General features: G+C 45.2%; 29 protein-coding genes. 18 read left to right on the top strand and 11 right to left on the bottom strand.

The window, feature by feature from the left end:
- Positions 1–416: 416 nt before the first annotated feature.
- Positions 417–1,037, top strand: coding sequence for a hypothetical protein (locus tag DXA13_RS05360; protein ID WP_118242257.1), 621 nt, complete (start codon positions 417–419; stop codon positions 1,035–1,037).
- Positions 1,038–1,232: 195 nt separating this feature from the next.
- Here DXA13_RS05360 and DXA13_RS05355 read toward each other — a convergent pair whose 3' ends face one another.
- The 9 genes from DXA13_RS05355 to DXA13_RS05320 form a co-directional block, all read right to left on the bottom strand.
- A complete protein-coding gene (locus DXA13_RS05355) occupies positions 1,233–2,156 on the bottom strand; it encodes an L-serine ammonia-lyase, iron-sulfur-dependent, subunit alpha (RefSeq protein WP_118242256.1) in 924 nt (307 codons plus the stop codon).
- Between the two features lie 11 nt (positions 2,157–2,167).
- Complete coding sequence (locus tag DXA13_RS05350; RefSeq protein ID WP_118242255.1) at positions 2,168–2,884, bottom strand: hypothetical protein; 717 nt, start codon at positions 2,882–2,884, stop codon at positions 2,168–2,170.
- Between the two features lie 10 nt (positions 2,885–2,894).
- Positions 2,895–4,004, bottom strand: coding sequence for a TRAP transporter large permease (locus tag DXA13_RS05345; protein WP_243008990.1), 1,110 nt, complete (start codon positions 4,002–4,004; stop codon positions 2,895–2,897).
- Positions 4,004–4,234 (bottom strand): hypothetical protein, encoded by a 231-nt coding sequence (locus DXA13_RS21245; RefSeq protein ID WP_207662146.1) that lies wholly within the window; start codon positions 4,232–4,234, stop codon positions 4,004–4,006. Before DXA13_RS21245 ends, DXA13_RS05345 begins: the two co-directional genes overlap by 1 nt.
- Positions 4,231–4,752: a TRAP transporter small permease subunit gene (locus tag DXA13_RS05340; protein WP_118242254.1), complete on the bottom strand. Its 522-nt coding sequence runs from the start codon at positions 4,750–4,752 to the stop codon at positions 4,231–4,233. The genes DXA13_RS21245 and DXA13_RS05340 overlap by 4 nt, the downstream gene beginning before the upstream one ends.
- 111 nt (positions 4,753–4,863) lie before the next feature.
- Positions 4,864–5,931: a TRAP transporter substrate-binding protein DctP gene (dctP, locus tag DXA13_RS05335; protein WP_118242253.1), complete on the bottom strand. Its 1,068-nt coding sequence runs from the start codon at positions 5,929–5,931 to the stop codon at positions 4,864–4,866.
- A gap of 30 nt (positions 5,932–5,961) precedes the next feature.
- Positions 5,962–6,345: a RidA family protein gene (locus DXA13_RS05330; protein ID WP_118242252.1), complete on the bottom strand. Its 384-nt coding sequence runs from the start codon at positions 6,343–6,345 to the stop codon at positions 5,962–5,964.
- A 17-nt stretch (positions 6,346–6,362) separates the two neighbouring features.
- A complete protein-coding gene (locus DXA13_RS05325; RefSeq protein WP_118242251.1) occupies positions 6,363–7,307 on the bottom strand; it encodes an L-serine ammonia-lyase, iron-sulfur-dependent, subunit alpha in 945 nt (314 codons plus the stop codon).
- 102 nt (positions 7,308–7,409) lie between these two features.
- A complete protein-coding gene (locus DXA13_RS05320) occupies positions 7,410–7,703 on the bottom strand; it encodes a hypothetical protein (RefSeq protein WP_118242250.1) in 294 nt (97 codons plus the stop codon).
- A gap of 242 nt (positions 7,704–7,945) precedes the next feature.
- Here DXA13_RS05320 and DXA13_RS05315 point away from each other — a divergent pair, with 242 nt between their 5' ends.
- Entirely contained in the window at positions 7,946–8,650 is a 705-nt protein-coding gene (locus tag DXA13_RS05315) for a helix-turn-helix transcriptional regulator (protein WP_118242249.1), read from the top strand.
- A 102-nt stretch (positions 8,651–8,752) separates the two neighbouring features.
- On the top strand, positions 8,753–9,748 hold the full coding sequence (locus DXA13_RS05310) for a spore photoproduct lyase family protein (RefSeq protein ID WP_118242248.1): 996 nt from the start codon (positions 8,753–8,755) through the stop codon (positions 9,746–9,748).
- A gap of 132 nt (positions 9,749–9,880) precedes the next feature.
- Here the strand turns inward: DXA13_RS05310 and DXA13_RS05305 are convergent, their stop codons facing one another.
- Positions 9,881–10,747 carry a MerR family transcriptional regulator gene (locus DXA13_RS05305; RefSeq protein WP_118242247.1) on the bottom strand — a complete coding sequence of 289 codons (867 nt, stop codon included), beginning with the start codon at positions 10,745–10,747 and terminating at the stop codon, positions 9,881–9,883.
- Between the two features lie 187 nt (positions 10,748–10,934).
- Between DXA13_RS05305 and DXA13_RS05300 the strand changes: the two genes are divergently transcribed.
- The 10 genes from DXA13_RS05300 to DXA13_RS05255 all read left to right on the top strand — a co-directional run bounded on the left by DXA13_RS05300 (position 10,935) and on the right by DXA13_RS05255 (position 17,906).
- Positions 10,935–11,183 carry a hypothetical protein gene (locus tag DXA13_RS05300; RefSeq protein WP_118242246.1) on the top strand — a complete coding sequence of 83 codons (249 nt, stop codon included), beginning with the start codon at positions 10,935–10,937 and terminating at the stop codon, positions 11,181–11,183.
- A 165-nt stretch (positions 11,184–11,348) separates the two neighbouring features.
- A complete protein-coding gene (locus DXA13_RS05295) occupies positions 11,349–11,729 on the top strand; it encodes a hypothetical protein (RefSeq protein WP_118242245.1) in 381 nt (126 codons plus the stop codon).
- A gap of 57 nt (positions 11,730–11,786) precedes the next feature.
- Positions 11,787–12,434, top strand: a complete 648-nt coding sequence (locus DXA13_RS05290) for a flavin reductase (protein WP_118242244.1) — start codon at positions 11,787–11,789, stop codon at positions 12,432–12,434.
- 52 nt (positions 12,435–12,486) lie between these two features.
- On the top strand, positions 12,487–13,053 hold the full coding sequence (locus tag DXA13_RS05285) for a GrpB family protein (RefSeq protein WP_118242243.1): 567 nt from the start codon (positions 12,487–12,489) through the stop codon (positions 13,051–13,053).
- Positions 13,054–13,163: 110 nt separating this feature from the next.
- Positions 13,164–13,745, top strand: coding sequence for a helix-turn-helix domain-containing protein (locus DXA13_RS05280; RefSeq protein WP_118242242.1), 582 nt, complete (start codon positions 13,164–13,166; stop codon positions 13,743–13,745).
- 266 nt (positions 13,746–14,011) lie between these two features.
- Positions 14,012–14,890: a DUF6179 domain-containing protein gene (locus tag DXA13_RS05275; protein WP_147347990.1), complete on the top strand. Its 879-nt coding sequence runs from the start codon at positions 14,012–14,014 to the stop codon at positions 14,888–14,890.
- Between the two features lie 82 nt (positions 14,891–14,972).
- On the top strand, positions 14,973–15,533 hold the full coding sequence (locus tag DXA13_RS05270; RefSeq protein WP_118242240.1) for a DUF6323 family protein: 561 nt from the start codon (positions 14,973–14,975) through the stop codon (positions 15,531–15,533).
- A gap of 227 nt (positions 15,534–15,760) precedes the next feature.
- Positions 15,761–17,053, top strand: a complete 1,293-nt coding sequence (guaA, locus tag DXA13_RS05265; protein ID WP_118242239.1) for a glutamine-hydrolyzing GMP synthase — start codon at positions 15,761–15,763, stop codon at positions 17,051–17,053.
- 210 nt (positions 17,054–17,263) lie between these two features.
- Entirely contained in the window at positions 17,264–17,479 is a 216-nt protein-coding gene (locus DXA13_RS05260) for a helix-turn-helix transcriptional regulator (RefSeq protein WP_118242238.1), read from the top strand.
- On the top strand, positions 17,460–17,906 hold the full coding sequence (locus tag DXA13_RS05255; RefSeq protein ID WP_147347989.1) for a hypothetical protein: 447 nt from the start codon (positions 17,460–17,462) through the stop codon (positions 17,904–17,906). Before DXA13_RS05260 ends, DXA13_RS05255 begins: the two co-directional genes overlap by 20 nt.
- Before the next feature lie 70 nt (positions 17,907–17,976).
- Here the strand turns inward: DXA13_RS05255 and DXA13_RS05250 are convergent, their stop codons facing one another.
- Positions 17,977–18,441, bottom strand: coding sequence for a helix-turn-helix transcriptional regulator (locus DXA13_RS05250; protein ID WP_243008987.1), 465 nt, complete (start codon positions 18,439–18,441; stop codon positions 17,977–17,979).
- Between the two features lie 242 nt (positions 18,442–18,683).
- On the opposite strand from DXA13_RS05250, the gene DXA13_RS05245 reads away from it, so the two are divergent.
- The 5 genes from DXA13_RS05245 to DXA13_RS05230 all read left to right on the top strand — a co-directional run bounded on the left by DXA13_RS05245 (position 18,684) and on the right by DXA13_RS05230 (position 22,847).
- Positions 18,684–19,376, top strand: a complete 693-nt coding sequence (locus DXA13_RS05245) for an XRE family transcriptional regulator (RefSeq protein ID WP_118242236.1) — start codon at positions 18,684–18,686, stop codon at positions 19,374–19,376.
- Between the two features lie 199 nt (positions 19,377–19,575).
- Complete coding sequence (locus DXA13_RS05240) at positions 19,576–20,076, top strand: O-acetyl-ADP-ribose deacetylase (protein WP_118242235.1); 501 nt, start codon at positions 19,576–19,578, stop codon at positions 20,074–20,076.
- A gap of 159 nt (positions 20,077–20,235) precedes the next feature.
- Entirely contained in the window at positions 20,236–20,667 is a 432-nt protein-coding gene (locus DXA13_RS05235) for a DUF3788 domain-containing protein (RefSeq protein WP_118242278.1), read from the top strand.
- A 525-nt stretch (positions 20,668–21,192) separates the two neighbouring features.
- A complete protein-coding gene (locus tag DXA13_RS22815; RefSeq protein WP_347559712.1) occupies positions 21,193–21,651 on the top strand; it encodes a Na/Pi symporter in 459 nt (152 codons plus the stop codon).
- Positions 21,648–22,847, top strand: a complete 1,200-nt coding sequence (locus tag DXA13_RS05230) for a Na/Pi symporter (RefSeq protein WP_347559711.1) — start codon at positions 21,648–21,650, stop codon at positions 22,845–22,847. Before DXA13_RS22815 ends, DXA13_RS05230 begins: the two co-directional genes overlap by 4 nt.
- The last annotated feature ends 57 nt before the right edge of the window (positions 22,848–22,904 follow it).

The raw sequence follows: 22,904 nt of genomic DNA, 5'->3' as shown, positions 1-22,904 counted from the left end.
TTATTAAGTGTCCGTGCTATCAGCATATCCCCGTCCAACAGGTCTTCCTTGCTCCTGTATAGTGTAATCGTACGTTCGCCTGAATTTCCGTTCATCATTGGGTGGAATTTCTTTATAGTCTCATACATTTCCAAACAGATGAATGAGCAATTAGAATCAAAAGGTTTTTTGATTGCAAGAAAGGTAAAACAGCACACTATAAAGCAGCATAGTATAAAGCAGCATAGTATAAAACGGCATAGTATAAAACAGGTGTAAACCCTTGTTCTTTTAAATCATATATATGTTTGACGCTTCATTTCATCAGCGGTAAAATAAAGTTAGGAAATTTTTATATTTTGCCGTGCAGCGTAATGAGGCTAATAATTCGTACGGTATTATTTATAGTAAATAAAACAATAGAAGGAGAAAATAATATGAAAAGAAGAATGACAACAACCGTATTGACAGCGGTATTTGCTTTATCCATGAGCATCCCTGCTTTTGCAGGCCAGTGGCAGCAGGAGGCAGCCGGCTGGAGGTATCAGAATGATGACGGCATCTCTTATAATAATGGCTGGAATTGGATAGACGGTAAATGTTATTATTTTGATGCGAATGGTTACATGCTTTCCGATACTGCTACGCCCGACGGATGTATGGTGGATGGAACAGGGGCCTGGATCGTAGACGGCGTTGTGCAGACGCAAAAAGCAGAAGCAGATGGCCAGGCACAGAATACAGGGGACATTGCCGGATATTACTGGCCGTCCAGCTTACGGGTGAATACGACGGGAGAAACAGAACAGTTTGAATACAGCGACTATATGGTCGGCAATTTTAATCTGGAACCACAGGCGGACGGCAATATGAAGGCGACTTATCCGAATAATGAGGTTGACGGAATGCCATCCTACATATTTACAAAAACCGGCGATAATACTTATCAGAGAACCGACAGCATAGGCCGGCCGGTTATTCTTACAATTGTAGATTCTCAGACGGTAACCGTTACGGAATCGGACGGACTCTTCACTTATATTTATAAAAAACGCTGATGATTTTAGAAATTGAAATAATGAAAAAAGAGGGTTTTGCAAAAGTCGGACCGGCATTACCATAGAAACCAGATTTCGTTCCAAGCAGTGGTCAAGTTACTGTATCTGGTATCGGTGGCAATGCGATATTCCCTTTAGCAAAATCCTCCTTTTATTAAATATAGCTTAATAAATATAACGCGGCATTCCATACGGCTAATAACGACTGAGTTCTTTTGCCAACACTTGGGCTAAGATCCGGCCGGTTTCCGTCGTGCACAGACCGCCCTCGCAGGTGCAGCGCAGTTCTTTGGGAAGCAGCTTTCCTACTTCCAGCATCGTCCGGATCGTTTCATCCAGGGATACGGGGGAAGTCATTCCGCATAAAGCCATATTGGCTGAGGTGACTGCCACGCTGGCTCCGGTTACATTTCTTTCTATGCACGGGAATTCTGTCAGACCCGCCACAGGATCACAGATCAGTCCCATGAAACTCTGCATAGCGATTGCCGCGGTATGGAATCCCTGGAGCACAGAGCCGCCTCTAAGTTCTACAACTCCGGCTGCCGCCATAGCGGCTGCGGACCCGATTTCTGCCTGGCAGCCTGCGACCTCGGCCCCAAAGGTGGCTTGATTTGCGATAAATGCGCCAACCAGACCGCTGGCCCAGAGGCCGTTAAGTATTATTTTGTCATTACAGCCCAGTCTATCACCAAGATTTATTACTGCGGCCGGGATTACTCCACAGGAACCTGCCGTTGGAGCGGCCACGATCGTCCTGTGGACACAGCTGTTTTCCATAACTGCGGTAGCGGAAGACATCGCGCCGTTCAACAGGCCAAGATTCAGTGAATGAAAGGTAGGTGTTGTGTTTTCCGATTCCTGAAGGTCTTCCTGAACCTTTAGGAATCGGGCCAGTTGGGGAATGATAAAGGTACGAACCGGCCAGTTTTCTGGAGGCGGAACCATGGATCGGCGCATTACGGAAAGAACCAAATTCATCCGTTCCCGCAGAGCGGCCCGTGTTCCCATACATAATCCGGTTTCATATTCTATTGCCAGATCTGCCATTGTTAAGGCTTCTTTTCCACCTGCAAATGTGGCAGCTTCTGCAGCGGTTGTAAATGGAGGATCGGTCATTTGCTTTTGCTCTACGGCTCCGATCGCAGGGAGGCACGCAGATAGATTACCCCGTTCATTCCGGAAAGTTCGCTGACTGTCTGAGCGTTCGTCAATGACTGCAGCTCAATATCCGCAAGAACGGCGTTTTCAGGCAGGCGGATATCATTTCCCGTTGTGGGCATTGTACGGCGGAGCAGGCTGTACCGGGCCTTTATCGTATCTAGTTTTTGTTTTAAAGTTGAAAGGTCGTTTTCCTTTACGCAGACATAACACCGCCCCCTATGCCCGTCGTTTTCGATGAGAAATCCATCCATTTCCACCAGCAGAAACGTACCGCCTCCGGTAGAATAGCTGAGTACCGACATGGCAGGAGCGGAGCCGGTAGATGAAGGATTCCTATCATAAATGTCAATTCTCGCTTCGTTTGGGTGGCCGGATGTTAAAGTGCGGATTTCGAATTCGATATCAACACCTTTTTCTTTTGCCAGGCAGATTGCGTTCCAAAAGTCAGGATGATCCGCAGCCATGCCTAAAAGGCCGCCTGTAAAACCGAAGTCAGAACCCTGTCCGATATGCGTGTTCGGATAAGAGCCAGAAGAATCATAGATAACCAGGGCATGAGTGATATCCCTGCCCCATAATTTTCTTACGGCAAGTCCTATTTTACCAGGGACCGCCGTATGAGAACTGCTGGGCCCTGCCATAACGGGGCCCAGCACATCATTCAATATACTAATTATTTTCATCTTTTTTTCATCATGAATAACCTAACAGTCTGGGGATAAATAAAGAAAATCCCTGCCAATAAGTAGTGATGATTAATACTGGAATCCAGCCGAACAGTATGAACTGCATCAATGGTTTCAGCATATCCTTGACTTCTGCGCCGGCAACGCGGCCTCCTAAATAAAGCAGGGGAGCGGTAGGGGGAGTAATATTGCCCATACCAAGATTTACGCTGAGAACGGCGGCAAACTGAACGGGAGTGATTCCAAGGGCCTGAACGACAGGAAGCAGGATGGGACCGCACAGCACCGTGCCGCTGCAGTCATCCATAAGCATGCCCATAATAATCATAAAAATATTGATCATGATCAGGATAATTATGCGGTTGTCTGAGATGGATGTTAAAAAGCCCAGGATCAGGTCTGGCAAATTCTCCGTCACATAGAGGCGGCTGATAATACTGACGGTAAAGAGCATGACCATAATGGTGCCAGCCGATTCTCCGGCTTGCCTCATGGAAATCTTAAATGTTTTAAAGTCAATGGTGCGGTAATATAAAATACCGATAACAAGAGAATAGACCACTGTAAATGCGGCCCCCTCCGTAGTGGTCAGGATTCCTCCGTAGATGCTGCCTAAAAGCAGGATAGGCATGAGAATTGCCGGAATTGCGCTCTTGCCTTTCGCCTTTTCCTCCGAGCGGAGCTGTTGTGCAGCAGCCTTCTTTTCCGCATTCTGCAGCATGTCGTCAAGGGCCTTTTCTGCCTCCGGCGTATCCGGCTTCGTATCGTGATTCAGTATCCACACGTTGATAATACTGAATAAGACGACCAGCAGGATTCCGGGGACGATCGTTGCCAGAAAACAAGCCAGAACAGACGTATTGGTGCCCCATGCATAAAGAATCATCAGGATGCTGGGAGGAATCATAATGCCCAAAACACCGGAACTGGAGATGAGAGCTCCGATATGGCCGGCTTTGTAACCGCTCTCTTTCAGGCGGGGAGTCATGATTGAGCCGATACAACTGCACGTTGCAGCGGCGCTTCCGGATACTGCGCCAAAGATCGCGCATGCGATGATCGTAGTAGTTCCAAGGCCGGCCTTGGAACCTTTCCCATATTTCTGAAGTCCGGAAATCAGTTTTTCTCCGATTCCTCCTTATCAATGATCGCGCCGGCCAATATGAAAAGCGGGATTGTCAGAAGTATGATACTGTTCTGGTTCTGGAAACCGTAGCTGAACAGCATAAGGGGATTATAATTGCCGACCATGCAGATGTATGCAGATGACAATATAAACGCAAAGGGAATCGGTACCCCGATTGCCATCGTAATGATTAAGATCAATAATGCGATTACCGGTGTCATGCCACGCTCCCCCCTCTTTCCTCGGCTTTTGTATTCTTAAATTCGGCAAATGCTTTTACACAATCCCTGATCAGATAGAAACCCCACATCAGAAAAGAAAAACACATTGGAAACTGCTGTAATGTCCTGGGAATCCGATGCACGCTGGTAACCGGATGCAGTCCCCACTGCCAGGAAAAATAGTCCCAGCACCATTTAATAGCCAGACAGCAGATAGCCAGACTGAGGACGTCTCTGATGATTGCGAAAAGACGGATCATCCTTTGATTGGTCGTAAAAACAGTTATCATATCGGCATTGAGGTGGCTTTTGTCACGAGCGGCTGATATGCTGCCGATAAAGTACAGCCAGAAACCGACTAAAAGTGTGTATTCCTCAGAGCCGTAAAACTCAACTTTAAAAATGTACCGGAGAAATCCTCCTATGATAATGATCAAGGCAACTGCTACACCGGAAATCATCATCAGGTAATCGTAAATCTCCTGTAAAAATGTGTCTATTTTAGAAATCACTTTCACTGTAATGCCTCCTATGCCTTTTGTACGGAAACCAGATGCCGGCTGCCGGCGGTCTGGTTTCCATGATTTTGAACCTGGCAGAGATCATGACGCAAAACTAAAACTGCGCGGTTACTTTATGTCAGCCAGACAGCCATCCAGGAATTCCTGGGTAAATGTCTCGGCGAGTTTGGGCCATACCTGTTCATGGCAGGCACCTGCAAATGCCTTGCGCTCTTCGGCGGTAAACTCAACGACTTCGATTCCTTCCTTTTTCAGAAGATCCTTGTATTTGTCTTCATCCGCTTTGGCCAGATCATAACTGGAGGCACACTTATCCTGGATGATCTCACTGATCGCCTTCTGGTCGGCTTCGGACAGTTTTGAGAAGGCATCTTTATTGATAAGGATATGGGTCGCCTCCTGAACCTGCTGATAATCATAGAAATGAGTGATTACATCCCGGAAATTCAGGTAGAATAAATTGGCGGGCACGCCGGAAGCTCCTTCGACCAGACCGGTTTGAAGAGCAGTATAAGTGTCGCTGTAAGGGATGGTAGACTCGCGGAAACCAAGCATGAGATTTGCTTCAATAAATGTCTGCATGCCGGGCACACGGATCACTACCCCCTTATCAACGCCGATATCAGCCGGGCTGTTGATGGCTTTCTGGGTCCCTACGCCGTCAAAACCTTCGCAGAAAAACCCCATGAATTCGACGCCCAGATTCTTGTAAATATCATTTTTCATAGTCTTGAAAAGGTAACTGTCCGGTCCATATACTTTGGGAAGCTGCTCATATCCGGTGGAGAGATATGGCAGGAAACCGCCAAGCAGCCTCGCATCATAAGACTCGTCAGTAGAAATATGTGCCATCTCAATCGATCCGATCATTACTTCATTGAATACACTCAGATAATCGCCCAGTGAATTGTTAGTGTAAAGCGTAATTTTTACACGGCCATCCGTGGCCTTTTCGATCGCATCAATGATCTCCTGATCGGCGATTGTTGCGATACTGTCGTCTGGATGCTGGTTTGCCATTCTCCATTCCACACTTATGGCTTCTTCACTTTTTTCAGCGCCTGCGTCAGCAGTACTGCTCTGATCAGAAGCAGGTTTTCCACCGCACGCAGTAAGAGAAAATGTCATTGAAAAAATAGTTACGAGAGCTGCCAATTTTTTTGAATGCTGTTTCATACTGTCTCCTTTCTGAAATAAATGTTCGTATTATTTCCTTATCGCTGTTGCCATAATTTCAATTTTACACTCATCCGCAAGGCCGACGTCACCAAAGCAAAGGCGCGCGGGCATTCGTTCCGGATTAAAATGTTTTACATACTCCACATTCATCATGGTTTTTTCCGCAAATGTCTTTAAAAGGACCTGGCAGCGGATTACATGGTCCAAATCAGAACCGTATTTTTCAAGGATAGCAGCCAGGTTATTCAGAATATTTTTCGTTTCAAAAGTAATGTCGCCATAGAGCATATTCCCGCTGCCCAGATCCTGTGATACAAGGCCTGAAAGAAACAGATATTTATCCTCGCAGATCGTAAGATCACAATATGGCGCCGCAGGGTCAGCATTGAAAAAGACATGCTGAATTTTCATGGGATCGCCTTCCTTCCTCAGTTTTTTTGCATTTCCATGCGCCTTCGTTCCGACTTTTTCAGTATTTCGTCTACCATAGCTTTGTCCAACATATCCATGCTGCCTGCCGCGATATCTGTAATACAGCTAACTGTCTGTTCAAGGGTATCATCGGCCACCCCGTCATAGAAGCCGCATTCCACATCCTTAAAGGCAAGGGTTACAGCTGAGATCGCAGTGGAAGAGGCAATCGCCATCTTGAGAGCACAGGCGTTTTTGGCGCCGTCACAAAGCATTCCGCAAAGAGGAGAGATGGAATTCTTAACTGCGGCCTTCAGCTGTTTTTCACTTGCGCCCATCAGGTATGCGAGCCCGGCGGCAGCTCCTGCAGAGGCCGCGATTGCACAGAGGCAGAAGGCGGCCGCCCGTCCTATATGGATTTTCACATAGAAGAGCATGAGACAGCTCAGTGCCAGGGCTCTTATCGTTTCATCTTCATTTTTTCCGAGAAATTCAGCCGCTGTGCCTACGGGAATCATAGCTGTCAAGCCCTGGTTTCCATCCCCCATTGCCGCCATAGCCGGCAGCCGGCTTCCGCCCATTCGGGCGTCAGAAGCGGCAGCCACCAATATCCGCGCTCTGGTTGGAAGATCATCGGGCAGATAGTTCATTGGATGTTCATACAGATCGGCGGGGACGTGGTCTCCATATACCTCGCTGAGATACGCTCTCCCGCTCTTTAGACCAAATCCCTGGACGATACCGTCTTCTGCAAGTTCCAGGCTCATTTTGTAGCCGTCGAGGAGAAAATGGAGTTCTCTGGTGTCTGCGGTGTTCACATATGAGAAAATTTCCTCAAGCCGCAGACTTTCCAGCTCTAAATCCTGATTTTCTTCGAATGAAATATTTTTTTCCAGTATTTTCTTACCATTAACTTCGATAAGAGAAACTCCGTCATGGGTATGCTCCACTACTGCTGCCACTTTTTCGTTTTCAGTAATGACTTCAGCGCGAACATAGACGCCTGTTTTATCCCAGGAACACAGGACCTGAATTAAACCGGTTTTTCCAGTTTTTCCGCTTTTCTAACATCTTCTTCCGTACATGGCTTCAGCACCTGCAGTCCCAGGGTATAATCCCCCCCCAACCAGCCCCAGTGCTGCAGCAATGGGGATTCCCGGCTCGGTAGTGCCGGGAGTGGCAACACCGAATCCGATTTTCAGGAAAGCAGGGCTTACATAAATGTTCACTTTTTCAGGTACGGCGGTCAAAAACGGTTTGCAGCAGGCGGTGGCTAAAGCGTAGGCAGTAGGGCCGGTACAGCCCAGAGCCGGAATCATCTCTTTTTTTAATAAGGCTGTCAATTTTGAATTTGTCACGACACCATTACTCCTTCCCAGATTGATTATCGTTTTACCTATTCTCGAATAGTTATTATCATAATATCAGTAAAAAAATATCAAGTCAAATCGGTAAAATCAATATTAAAAATATAATTATAAGTATAAATTATCTTTAAAATATAAAATAAATGTGATATAATCAGGATAACGAAAAACCAGATCGAAATAGTTGTAAAAATAGTAGCTTTTATATTTTGGTGAGATAAAAGAGGGAGATTATGAGTGAATTAACAAAAGAAGTAGGGGAAAGATTACGCGCATATCGGAAAATGCGGGGCATGACAGTAGAACAGCTGGCTAAGAAGATAGACCGTAGCAATCCGACGGTATACAAATACGAGAGCGGCCAGATTTCACTTGATGTAGACACTATAGAGGCGATTGCAAAGGTGCTGAAGATATCGCCTGCATTCTTTTTCGGAACGCCTGAAACACATACCAAGGCCCATCCGCTGATTCCTTTTTTTGATACAAACCGGCTCTACACATATTATTTTGACGGCCGTATAAAAAAGCAGGTGAAATCGCTGCTGACCTTTTACCCGGATATGAACGGGGATCGTTTCGCCTGCTCTTTTTACATGAATCTTGCAGATTTTTCCAGGCCGGAGCAATCACGCTATCTCTATTCCGGAAGGATGATTTCTCATGAAACGGTTTCCTATTTTGTAATGGAGAATATTACGCTTCCAATTGAGAGCCTGACCATACAGATGATCCATCCATTCCAGACAAGTCAGACGACATGGGGGATTTTCATGGGACTTTCCGATCAGCCCCTGGCGCCGATGTCCACGAAAATGCTTTTTTCCAAAGAGCCGCTTTCGGCTCAGGAACTTTCTGACTATCCGCTTGCATTTACTAAAGAAGAGATGAAAAGTATAAAGAATAAGAACGCCATTCTGCTTTCTATTAGAGAGTAGAGTTTAAGATTTCAAGTTTATCTCATGGTTTTAAAAAGAACGGCGCATACTAGACAAAAGAAAATATCAAAATCCAGTGTGCTGCATGGGAAAGGAAAAACCATGAAATTTAACGAAGTTTATTATGAACAAGAGAGCCTGTCATATCCGCTTGGAAAAATGCTGAAGGAGAAATTCGGCGATTTGCCATGGATTCCTATCGACAGCCACAATTCAATAAAGGAAATGCAGGAAAAGCCGAACTCCGAATTTGGACGTATGAAGCGGAATCTGATTATCGGGATCCGTAAGACCCACAAGTATGTAGAAAATCATAAGGTATCGGATTACCTGGTTCCCTATACATCTTCCGGGTGTACGGCCATGTGCCTGTACTGCTACCTTGTATGCAACTATAATAAATGCGCCTACCTCCGCCTTTTCGTCAATCGGGAACAGATGCTGGACCGGCTCATACGCAGGGCAGCTAAAAGTGACCGTCCGCTTACGTTTGAGATCGGCAGCAACAGCGATCTGGTGCTGGAAAATACGATAACAGACAACCTGACTTATACAATATCTCGGTTTGCCCAGGAAGGCGACGGCTATCTTACGTTTCCGACGAAATTTGATATGGTGGAACCGCTTCTGAACCTGGATCATAAGGGAAAGGTGATTTTCCGAATGAGTGTGAATCCTCAGCCGGTAATCAGCAAGATTGAACTGGGGACGTCTGGTTTAAAGCAAAGAATAGACGCCGTTAATCAAATGTGTGCCGCCGGATACCGTTGTGGACTGCTGATCGCACCTGTCATATTGACGGAAGGATGGAGGGAAGCATATACGGGGCTCTTGGAAGATTTGAAAGCAGGCCTGACAGAACAGATGAAAAAACAGATGTTTCTGGAAATCATTCTTATGACGTATTCCTTTGTTCACCGGGCTATAAATGGAGAAGCGTTTCCTAACGCTCCCGATCTTTATGACAGGGATCTGATGACAGGGAGGGGAAGAGGGCGGTATTGCTACCGGGCAGAGGCAAGAGAGGAAGCGGAAGTGTATCTGCGGGGGGAAATACAAAGAATTTTGGGAAATGTACCGATTCTCTATATCAGTTAAGTATCGGCCCCTTCGTTCTCATCTGCGCAGGTAATAAGCTAGTTATTGAGAAAAAATTAAAATTCGGCGCAAGGTGTGCAGACCTGCGCCGGATGGGATAAAACTATGTGGTTGAAATGATTTCGATGATACTTAGTGATGAAAATAATAACTCAGCGCTCTGGCGATAAATTCAGAAGCACCTTCTCCGTATTTCTTATCGGTTACCGCTTTCACCGGTTCATGGGAGCAGCCTTCGATCATCATATCCCAGTAACCGTCTCCCATGTCGATTCCCATACTGTTCTCCTGAGAAAATTCAATTAATTCGCGGACTGCAGCCTGTATCTCTTCGGATGCAGCATCCTTTGACAGGTCAGATGTCAGTTTCCTGTACAGATCATCGCTTTTTTGCAGGAGCTCATCTTTCTTTTGGACAAGCGCTTCGGAGCGTTCCATCAGTTCTGAAAAATGCTCCAGGTTATATTTCATCGCTTCCGTATATTTCTCTACGCTTCCAAACTGCTTTATTGCGATCCTGGCTAAACGGGATTCGTCGTTTCTTACGTTCTGAATCATTTCATTAAAATGATCGATGCTGCCCCAGTATTTGATAACGTCGTCTGCCTTTTGACTTTTAAACTGTTCCAGAGCTTCAATATATTCGCTCAGATCAAATTCTTTAAAACTCATGCATGACTCTCCTTTCTCCAAGCGGTTCAGAAGCGCAATCAGCCTGTCGATCCGGTCCCGCTTTATGCAGAGGAGACTTTTTTGTTTCCGGAAAGCTTCCGTTTTGTTAAAGTCCGGCTTTTCCAGAATCTCTTTAATCTCCTTTAACTTAAAATCCAGTTCTCTGAAAAATAGAATCTGCTGCAGTTTCTGGAGCGCTTCATCGCTGTATAAGCGATAACCGGATGAGGTCAGCTCGGTTGGCTTTAGAAGCCCGATTTCATCATAATACTGCAGCGTGCGAACACTGATACCTGTCAGTTCAGCTACCTGGCTTATGGATTTCATCTTGTTTGTCTCCTTTGAATCAATTAGAAACAGGAAAGAAATATGCCGGCATTTGTTTCCTTTGTTCCTGTAACTATATCGTATACTATTACGTTGCGTGAGAGTCAAGCATTTTAAAAAAATACAAGATTGGCAGAAAAAAAGATCGGTCAGACTCCGGCAGCAGGCCGTTTCCCAACTGGCGGCGATGGCAGTTGCTGATGATGAGCCGGATCGGGCGGAACAGCTGTTAAAGGAGCTGCCGGAATACAATACGGACCCGGCCATGTTCTGGGCACAGTTATACTTAAAGCGCGGGGAAAGGGTCAAGGCATTAAAAACTGTTCAGTACAGGCTGTTTGTCCTGGTGGGTCAGACACAGAGCTGTCTGATTACGATGATCAGTGAAAAGATGGAACCGCATGTAGAACGGGCACTGGAAATATGTGAGTCTTGATGACCGCTGTCCGGTTTTGATCAGCCCTATTTTAATAGCAGCCTTGGCCGACGTCAATTTGGAATATGAAATATCTATAAAGCGGCCAATGTGAAATGACAGGTAAGCGAGCTTGTGATATACTGAAATCAGTAGTATTTACAAATGAAAAAGAAGGTGTTGCTTATGGAGAAACAGGAGATTAAAGAAGGATTTCTGAGCTGGCTGGACAGCAGCCTGGAACAGGAATTCCCGACTGAAATGGCGGCAGTTAATTTTAATCTGTATGATGACGGGGACGATCAGTGGTCGTCGGAGCTGGTGGGAACGAGCAGTTTTGACGAAAACGATGATGACTGGGCGTGTGACGAAGTATATTCCAACAGAGATCATCTATATGTTTTTGACTGCGCAATGGAGTGGGAAGACGTATTGAACCTGATTTGTGACAGTGTAAAAGAGTATTTGGAAAACGGCAGACATGCGGATACTTTGAAAGGCCTGCAGGGAGTCGGCGTAGGATTTGTGGACGGAGATATTACGGTCGTCTGCAAAAGAGGCTGTTAAGGGCGTTCGTTATGGCGTTCGTGGCGTTCGAGCTTCGGACTGAAAGGTGGTTATTTTATGAAAATAGAAATCGGATTGGAATTTCCGCAGCATTTTAAGGCAGCTTACCCGGAAGAGTTCGAACTGTTTTCTCATTTTGAGACAAGTTCTGCCATTCCCCAAGTTCTTTTTTCCGTTACCACATGGAAGGAAAATGGTAAACCAAATGTCTGCTTTCACTCCTGGAGCTGTTTTCATGGCGACAGGACGGCCTTTTTTGCGGTTATGGGCTGTCTTTACCAGAATACACATACGTATGCCAACATTCAGCGGGAGAAATGTTTCTGTATCAACTTTCTGCCGCTGAAGTATTATGACAGACTGATCGATACGATTCATGAGAATGAGGATGACACGGATGAATTTAAAGCAGGAGGATTTACTGTGGAAAAGGCGAGAAGTATTCATGCTCCTGTGATCAGAGAAAGCTTTTTATCCATGGAATGTATATTAAAGAGTATTCAGGATTTAAGCGGAGCGGGGATTACGGCAATGGTTACGGGCCAGGTTCGTCATGTCTCGGTAGAAGAAGAATATGCCAAAGGTTATGGGAAAAGGTATGGGCAAGATGGTTTCATGCTTCTCGTTCCGGCTCCCCAAGATTTGATTACGGGAGAACCAGGCCAGTCTGGAATCGGTATTTTAGATATTAAAAGACTGGACTGAGCTATAAACTGGATTCGCTAAGTCAGATCATTTTGCAGGAGGATTGAAAATTGTGACAAAAAAACTGGAGGAAATGACCCTGGAGGAACTGTGGGAGCTGTTTCCCATAAACCTGACCGAGCATAGGGAATGCTGGAACAGCTGGTATGAAGAAGAAAAATCCTCCCTGGAGAAAATTCTGCCGGAAGGAAGCATTAAGCGTTTAAGCCATGTGGGAAGTACATCGGTTGAGGGAATATGGGCGAAGCCAATCGTAGATATGTTGCTGGAAATGAACGAATGCGACTGGAACATAATCAGGAGAATCCTGACAGAAAATGGTTATCTATGTATGGCGGAAACGGAGAACAGGCTGATATTTAATAAAGGATATACGTGTGATGGCTTTGCCGATCGGGTATTTCATCTGCATGTAAGGCGTGATGGAGATCATGACGAACTGTATTTTCGCGATTATTTAAGAAAACATCCGGAGACGGCGGCAGAGTATCAGAAAATGAAAATGGAGCTGAAAGAACGGTATATGTATAACCGGGATGCTTATACAGAGGGAAAAACAGATTTTGTCAAACGGTATACGACATCGGCGAAGAAGATGTATAGCGGACGATATGAATAAAAATAGAACGGGCAGGTCAGAAGGCTAAGGGGAGACTCTACGCTGCGTAGGTTGTATTTCAGACATCAGTGGGATATTCTTATCTTAGTAAAAAGAAAAGAGGTAAGAACATGAATTATGTAACGGGAAAGGTGATAAAAGAGCTGAGAGAGAAAAACAAGATGACTCAGAAGCAGCTGGCGGAACGACTCTGTGTCAGTGATAAAACGATTTCAAAATGGGAAACCGGAAGAGGACTTCCAGACGGAGCGGTCATAGCGGATCTGGCAGGAGCCTTAAAAGTTTCATTAGCCGAGCTGCTGACCGGGGAATATACGGAAAATGAGAACCGCTGCGCCAATATGAGAAAAGTTTCATTTTATGTATGCCCTGTCTGTCAGAATGTTATACAGGCGGTGGGAAAGGGATCATACAGCTGCTGCGGAATCCTGCTTCCACAGCTGGAACCTGAGGAAATGGATGAAGAACATGAGATTAATCTGGAAGTAATCGACCATGAATACTGTATTTCAATAGAGCATGATATGAATAAAAAGCATTATATATCATTTGCGGTATACGTCACATCCGGCCATACGGAATTTGCTAAGCTGTATCCCGAACAGGAAGCCCAGGTGCGCTTTACAAAAAAAGGCCATGGTTTTATTTATATATACTGTAATAAGCACGGCCTGTACAGAATCCAGGTCTGAAACAGATCGGAAATAAAGTTGAATTTCAGGAACGAAGCGGTGATTAAGAAGCTGTTAAAAAAGAAATAAGAGAGAATAATGAATGGCAGAAAGAGATGGGAATGAAGTATTTTCCCATCTCTTTCTGCTATTCATTATACCACAAAAAACGATACTTTTCCAGACTTGTAATATGTTTCATGTCATAGTAAAATCTAAACTCACACAAAGGGCCTGAGACGGAAAAGGTAGTCAAAGGGGCCGGAGAGGAGAAGGTGCGGATGAGAATGAATTACAGATTAGAAGAATTGCTGCCGGTCGTACAGAAACTGACGGAACGGTATACATCAAAGGCCAGTTCTTCTATTACGTATGAACGGGCACAGCAGCTGATGGGAGCGGTTCTCTACTGTCTAAACGAGGCCTGGGAAGAGAATGGACAGGAGGCAGCAAGAGGGAGTGAATTTGAAAGGGGGGAGCTGAGGGAGAAAAATCCGTTCAGCAGTGCAGAAAAGGTTTATGAAATCGGGTATTATAAGCTGATTCAAAAGGTAGAGGGCGCGAAGCGGCTGTATAATGAGAAGATCGGTCTGTTTCAGAGCTATGGGAACCGCGCATATTACGATACAGTTGTAAAGGGAATGCCCGAATTTTTTCTCAGATACGATCCCCGTTTTTGTCCCCAGGATTCCATATTAACTCTGGATTATCCCGTTTTGGAGCGGTTGGAACATTTGAGAGGAGCCGACCGGATATGCAGGTATCTGGAATGTATATGGCTGGAACAGGAATTTCTGAACTGTTTTTCAGAAGAGACGGTCAGAAGAATACTGGTTACAAATAATATGGAATATAAAGAACTGTTTGTGAACATTTGCGCGGAACTGTTAAAAAAAGTCTTATGTTCCTTTATGTTGGAAGTGAGGCCGAAAGCGGAGCCTTTTGAACGTGCAGAATATCTCCGGCTGGAAGAGATGATACAGCAGACAGATCAAAGTTCTTTAGAGGGCCTTTTCATTACAAAGCTCAGGCTGATAACGGCAGCAACACATTTCGAATGCACAGAAATCGAAAAAATGGAACGCTATCTGGAACAGGCGATTCCAAACATCGCAGCAGAACTGATAAATGGGGCTGCTCATAACTGTCTTCAGAATATGGTGTAGATAAAAAAGAGGAAATGATTGGTTTTTACATCTGTTTCATTATGGGAAGAAAGATAAAAGTGCAAGAAAGGACGAGGCGCAGATGGATCGCATATTTGAATTGATGATGGCAGCCCAGCAGGAGAGGCAGATTCAAAAGGTTATAGAGTGTAATCAGAAAACAGAGCAGTTCGGGCTTTCCTTATCACATAAGGATGCAGGCGGGCTGATGGCGGCTCGGCAAGAAATCCTGAAGGAACGAGGGCGCGTAGAATTCAGCGGGGGAGTTCTTCCGGCATTGATTGATACATTCTGTGATTCTTCGTATATCAGCCAGGACAACTATGTGGAAACGCTAGACGAACTCCAGGACATGTTCTATGAAGCGAAAAATGAGTCGGAAGACGAGATGACCGATCAGGAGCTGCTGGATTTTATGAGACAGCAGTTTGAAGAAGTATGTGCCGGCGATTTGGATCATCTCAGGAACACATGCCTGAAGCGCCTGACTCGGGCAGTGCGTTTTGGGTGGCGGGGCAGAACCTGGAAGCAGGAGCGGGATGAGTATTCTCTGAGGCAACAGGACAACGAATACAGCCAGTTCTCCGAGGAGCCGGGATGGGATGATAACCTGTACGGAAAATATTTTACAGACGATGAATAAGAGATAAATAAGATAAGAAAAAATACAACAAAGCAATGGGAAGTTATGATATAATGTCCGCAGAGTGGACATTATATCTGCGCATGAACGGATTCTGCGCTTGCCGCAGAAAGCCGTGCGCTAAAAATCCGCCGGAGGCTGTCACGGCTGCGCAGCAGCCATGACATAATGTCCGCAGAGTGAATTTTATCCCATAGCACGAAACGAAAGAGAAGGAGAAGATGGCAATGAAGCAGGATATGATAGTAATTCTGGATCTGGGCAGTACAGAAAATACGGTTTTGGCGAGACAAATCCGTGATTTGGGAGTTTATAGTGAGATTCATCCCCACGATATTACTGTCGGCGAATTAAATGCGCTGGATAATGTAAAGGGAATTATCCTCAATGGAGGGGAAAACAGAGTAGTAAACGGCAAGGAAGTGGAGGTGCTTTCAGAACTGTATGATTGCGGATATCCGATTATTTCAATCGATTATCCGTCTTCCAGATGTGATAAAAAATATACGGAGCTTCCGAACGAAGATGTGCTGAAGTCGTTCATTTTTGAGGAATGCAAGGCACAGCCCAACTGGAATATGAAAAATTTCATAGAAGATCAGGTAGAACTGATCCGTAAACAGGTCGGTGACAGAAAGGTGCTGCTCGCACTGTCCGGCGGAGTGGATTCTTCTGTTGTGGCGGCCCTGCTGATTAAGGCAATCGGAAAACAGCTTGTATGCGTTCATGTGAATCACGGCCTTATGCGCAAGAATGAATCGGAAGGCGTCGTAGAGGTATTCCGTAACCAGCTCCATGCCAACCTTATTTATGTAGATGCAACGGAACGCTTCCTGGGCAAACTGGATGGTGTATCTGATCCGGAACAGAAGCGTAAGATTATCGGCGGCGAGTTCATCAGAGTATTTGAAGAAGAGGCCAGAAAATTGGAAGGAATCGATTTCCTCGGTCAGGGTACGATTTATCCAGATATCATTGAGAGCGGTACGAAAACTGCAAAAATGGTAAAATCTCACCATAACGTAGGCGGTCTGCCGGAAGATCTGAAATTTGAGCTGGTTGAGCCGTTAAAACAGCTGTTTAAAGATGAAGTACGATCATGTGGACTGGAGTTGGGACTCCCGGCTTCTATGGTATACCGTCAGCCGTTCCCAGGCCCAGGATTAGGGGTACGCTGCCTCGGAGCAATCACGCGGGATCGTCTTGAAGCTGTTCGCGAGTCTGACGCCATTCTAAGAGAAGAGTTCGAAAAGGCAGGTCTGGATAAAAAAGTATGGCAGTATTTTACCGTTGTGCCTGATTTTAAATCGGTAGGAGTGAGACATAATGCCAGAAGCTTTGAGTATATGGTAATTATCCGCGCGATTAACACAATTGATGCGATGAGCGCTACGATTGAACGGGTAGACTGGGATGTTCTCCAGGTTATTACGGACAGAATTCTGGCAGAGGTGGAGAATGTAAACCGCGTATGCTATGATATGTCACCGAAGCCTCCGGCTACGATTGAATTCGAATAATCAAAAAAATAAGCCTGGTCGTGTGCCAGGCAAAGAAAAAACCTTATCGGTTTTCAGAAATGAACTGAGATCCGATAAGGTTTTTTGCATATGGTCGGGAAAAGATATGATAGCATGACTGGAAGGGGATTGTAAAGGAACCTTGACAGAACGCTGAAAAAGTGGTACGATTTATATGTAAAGGAAACTTGTCAAAAAGAGGTGGGATGAGTGAAAAACAATGTTGAAGCATTTCGCAAAGAAATGGGATTAAACCAGGAGGAATTCGCAAAGGCGATCCGGGTTTCAAGACAGACCGTCAGTTCGATTGAAACAGGAAAATACAATCCGTCATTGGAACTGGCTTTTGCTATAGCAGACTTTTTTCAAAAGCGGATAGAGGAAATATTCATTTATGAAAGGGGAAGTGATCATGAAAAAAAGTAATTTGGCAGCAGGTATTATATTTGCAGTAGCAGGCATTGCTTTTTTTATAATGGCTGGTTTTGATACGCCTTTCCAAAGCCTGCTCTGCGGATTTGGTGGCGCTGGACTGGGCCCTGGTATTATGATGATTTCCAAATATATCTATTGGTCCCAGCCGAAAAATAAAGAGAGGTATGATGAAAAGCTAAACGAGGAAGCGATTGAAATGCATGATGAGAGAAAGGAAGCCCTTCGTGGAAAGACCGCACGCTATATGTATGCATATACATTGGTAATTGTTGGAATATCAATAATGGTTTTTCAGATACTGGATAAGCTGATCACCATTGAGGACAGCAAAATTTTTATTATTTATCTGGGCTTTTTGTTTTTCTCAGAATTAGTTCTGTCCAGCTATATCTACAAAAGGTTAAATAAAAAATATTAAGATACGTTTGAGATCAGGATGATCCGGCAGAGGAAGGCGGGAAAGGGTATTACGTTTTTGCACATTGATGTTATGGTCCGATTTTACTGATAATATACTTTTCGTAGTTTTCTCTGCCGTACCAGCCGATAAAAATCATGACAATTCCCATAATGACAGCGAACGTTCTTCTGGCGGAATCGGGGGAATATAGGGCGGAAATAAGAATGCCGGTTCCGCCTCCCTCCAGAAAATCGATCATTTTTTTCCTCTTCCATATTGATTTTTCACGATTTAAGGAAGAAACGATATTCAAATCTGCTTCCCGACGGAAATCCTGATCGTTCAGCCGTTCTCCGATCAGCAATTCATTGATATTAATATCCAGTTCTCTGCACAGACATTCCAGCGTGGAAAGATCCGGCATATAGCTGCCGGTTTCCCAACGGGAGATGGTTTTATTGGTAACTCCTATTCGTTCGCCTAACTCTACTTGTGTCATCCCTTTTTCTTTGCGCAGCTCAGCTATAAACTGCCCGACTTTTTCCTGATTCAAGATTTTACCTCCTTCTTGCTGCATGGGAATTTGATTTTCTGCTTCAATCATACCATAACAGCCTATATTTGTATTCCCCACAGACCGCGAATCACAGTTTGGAACGGGTGAAAGACGTCATCTATTTGTGATGAACAAAGATCTGATATGGTATAATCTGTGCCATATATGAAAGAATATGGTATAATGAACGAAAAGCGTTTATGATATATGCGCATGTCGTTTTCTTCAGGAGGGCAATGATGAATCGAATAAATATGGAATTAGTAAAGACGGTCTATTCCTATGGGGAACACTACTGGGTGATTGACGGCAGGCCTGTCGTCCAATATGTAGATGAAGCCGTAATGGAGGGCAGATGTCCCGGACTGAAGGCCTTTGGCTCGCTTCTCGGACTCATGCCGGCCTGGACCGGGGAACTGGAGTGGAAGGCGGACAACCAGTTCGTATGGGAAATGATCGATGCACCGGAAACGCTGAATATTCCCATATTGGTCTGTGAAGATGACTGCGATTTAAGCTGTATCGTAATTCTGGCTAAAATAAGAAAAACAGGCAGATTCGTGTACTGGGATAAATTGGGGCTGCTGAAAAGAGAAAACGAGAATTTTGATCTGGAGAAAAAATCAGGAATTCTTTGCCTGGAGGCGTATACAGACGAAGACTGGGCTAAATACGGGGACAATATCGCTTGTGTAAAATTTGACAGTAATGAATACTGGGAATGGGTGTCGGAACATTGGGATGAAGAATTGATCAGAAGAAGGAGAAATTACACGAAACCATACATGCAGAAGGATGAAAATATTGATTGGTTTCTGGAATCGGGATGGATATTTGACAGAACGGAATATGAGCAGATGGCAAAAGCTTACCGAGCGATTTATAAAAAAGCGGATTTAGAGACGAAGGAGGAAAGGGCGCATAATCAATGAGCATGCCCGGCATCTTGCAAAACTGACGGAAGGAAAGCTTTAAGCTGATCCGGCAGGAGGTCCAAACATTTTATAGGTCTCATCCAGCAGAGGAAGGCCTGCGCATGGCGCTGAAGCTCTATGAAGACCTTATTTTAAGGAACATCCAAAGGAAAAAATTTCGAATTGACTTTCCGGACAGAGAAAGGAGAAGAGACGTATGAAGGCGATTATGGGTGATATTACAAAACTGAAGGATGTTGAGGCGATTGTAAATGCGGCAAATTCTTCGCTGCTGGGAGGCGGAGGCGTTGACGGCGCAATCCACTGGGCGGCAGGGCGGGAGCTTCTGGAGGAATGCAGAAAGCTGAACGGATGCAGAACGGGAGAGGCGAAAATAACAAAAGGATACCGCCTGCCATGCAAATATGTGATACATACAGTCGGGCCGGTGTGGCACGGCGGTATGAGCAAGGAACCGGAACTGCTCAAATCCTGCTATGAAAATTCTCTTTTTCTGGCAAAGGAGAATGGAATCAGAACCATTGCATTTCCTGCCATATCTACGGGAATATACGGTTATCCTAAAAAAGAAGCGGCTCAGACAGCAATAGGAACGGTGAGGGAATTTATGGAACAAAATCCAGATGCATTTGATGAAATCATCTTCGTACTGTTTGACAGAGACAGCCTGAAAATATATGAGGACCTGCTGGCCTGAGCCAGATAGATGTTCCGGGAAACCATGGATCGTTCTGCAATGATGACAGGCAGATGTCATGTTCTGTATCCTATACTGATATCGACAGAAAATGAAAACGCAGAGGAACCATATCTGTGCGGCAGATACGGTGATCCGGAGAATAAAAGGAGGTATGGGATGCTGGAACATATTCCGACAGAGGAAGAGATGGAATTATTGCTGGGAAAAGGAAAATATGACGTGTGGAAGGCAGTATGCGCCGCAGTGGAAAGCCGCTATGAGATGGACAAGATCTGGAACAGGGCGGGAAAGAAGTGGGATTATGAGTATAAATACAGAAGAGGCGGAAAAACATTATGCTGCCTGTATGCGAAAAAGGAATGCTTTGGTTTCATGATTATTTTCGGAGGGGCGGAACGGGAAAAATTCGAAGCACAGCGTATGAATTTTCCTGAGGAAATCACGGATGTTTACGATCAGTCGGAGACGTATCACGATGGAAAGTGGATGATGTTTCAGGTGGAAGACACGCATCTTATGGAATCTTTCATGAGCCTGCTTGCCGTAAAGAGAAAGCCTAATAAAAAAAATTACGCATCCGGTTCGTGAGAACCGTTTGCAGCAGATGAGAGCAGGAAAACAAAATCGAACAGGGGGATGTTATGGCTGGAATGAATGCCCGGTGTGTAAGGCGCCGGTATGGCAGAGAAATAAAGATTCCGCTAAGAATTGACAGAGCGGATTGACAATTACGGACATCATCCAATATAATTCCTACGTATCGTACAATTATTTCAGACAGAAGGGAAACTCTTAAGGCCATGGACGACGCCGGCAATGAAGCTGACAAGAACCAGAGCAATTTAAGATGGAATTTTTAAGAAGACATAACCTGCGCTCGCATAGAGAGGGCAGGCTGTGTCTTTTTCTTACTTCATAGGATAATGCCTCCTATGAAATGAGAAAACTGCAGCCCTACACGCAGCGAAGTCACTTCGGCGGTAAGGAATGATGCTACTGCAACGCGCATGCTTTGCCTGGCACCGAGCTGCGGCAGGACAAAATGGTGCGGATGAAGTGTGCGGCGTAAGCTGTTTGAAAAATTGTACTAATCTATGACAGAGGAGCACAACGATGAGTGTAGGATTATTTTTTAGGCTGATGGGAGGCCTGGCGTTATTCCTTTACGGGATGCAGATGATGAGCAGTAATCTGGAAGCAGCAGCCGGAAACAGGATGAAGCAGATTTTGGAAAAACTCACATCCAACCGTTTTCTTGGGATTTTGGTAGGCGCGGGAATTACTGCGGTCATACAGTCGTCATCTGCGACGACCGTTATGGTGGTTGGATTTGTAAATTCCGGCCTCATGGCATTAAAGCAGGCTGTATGGATTATCATGGGCGCCAATATCGGAACTACGGTGACAGGTCAGCTGATCGCCATGGACATCGATACGCTGGCGCCGCTGATCACATTTATAGGCGTGATCATGATTTCTTTTATCAAAAAGAAAAACGTTCAATTCGCCGGCGGTATCATAGCCGGTCTTGGTATCTTATTTATCGGTATGGGAATGATGAGTGATGCATGATGCCTTTACGGTATTCTCAGGGATTTGTCAATCTGATGACCAGGTTTACGAACCCGCTTCTTGGCATTGCAGCAGGCGCTGTTTTTACTGCAATTATCCAGTCCTCCTCCGCCTCAGTCGGCATTCTGCAGGCTCTGGCCGTAAGCGGGCTGATCGGTCTGGACAGTGCCGTTTTCGTGTTGTTCGGGCAGAATATCGGAACGTGCATAACGGCCGTACTGGCTTCCGTGGGAACGAATAGAAGTGCGAAAAGAGCCACACTAATTCACTTGATGTTTAACATTATCGGTACGACTGTTTTTGTTGCAGTCTGCCTGGTAACTCCGTTTACAGATTGGATTGTGAGCTGGATTCCTGATAATCCGGCGGCGCAGATTGCAAATGTGCATACAATTTTCAATATTACAACAACGTTGCTTCTGCTTCCGTTCGGAACACAGCTGGCAGAGGCTGCTGTGAAAATTCTTCCGGACAGACCGGTTAAGGCAGCAGATGAACAGAAGTGGTTTGACGAACTTCTGTCTTCAGATCATGTCCTTGGAATCTCAGTTATTGCAAGAAAACAGCTGAAAGAGGAAATCGCACAGATGGCGAGGCTGGCAGCGGATAATGTGGAACAGGGATTTCTTGCCCTGGAAGCAGGAAATCTTTCAGAAATAGAGCGGCTGAGAAGACAGGAAGATGAGATTGACTTAATGAATGCCGGCATTTCGCGGAAGATTTCCAAGGTTCTGGCAGTGGAAAATTCTCCGTCAGAGGTAAATGCGCTGTACCATATGCTTTCGATCGTGGGAAATGTGGAACGAATCAGTGACCATGCCATGAATCTGTCCGACTATGCCCAGCTTTTGAAGGAAAAGGGTCTGGAACTTTCAGAGAAAGCAAAGGTGGAGACGGGACAGATGAGAAAACGCTGTATGACAGCCATACGCTTACTGAATAACGCAGAACATATCGCTCCTGCTGTTCTCATCGAGTATGCAGGAGAAATCGAACAGGAAATTGACAACACGACGGTTGCGTACCGCCAGAACCAGATCAGGAGGATGGGGGCCGGTGACTGTGATGTGGAAGCTTCCATTCTTTACTCTGAAATCCTGACGGATTATGAGAGAATCGGCGACCATATTCTGAATATTGCGGCCGCATATGCCGGAATGGAAGGCGAAAACAAAGCTGCAGTGACGGCAGTCTGACAGGCGGTGAGCGTCTGCCTTCTGTTTTCTGGATCTGCGGCGGAAGTGCAGGTGATG

Source organism: Clostridium sp. AM58-1XD, assembly GCF_003464085.1.
Classification (GTDB): Bacteria; Bacillota; Clostridia; order Lachnospirales; family Lachnospiraceae; genus Lachnoclostridium_A.
The sequence above is the reverse complement of the archived record's forward strand: the minus strand, read 5'-3'. Positions and strand labels throughout refer to the sequence as shown.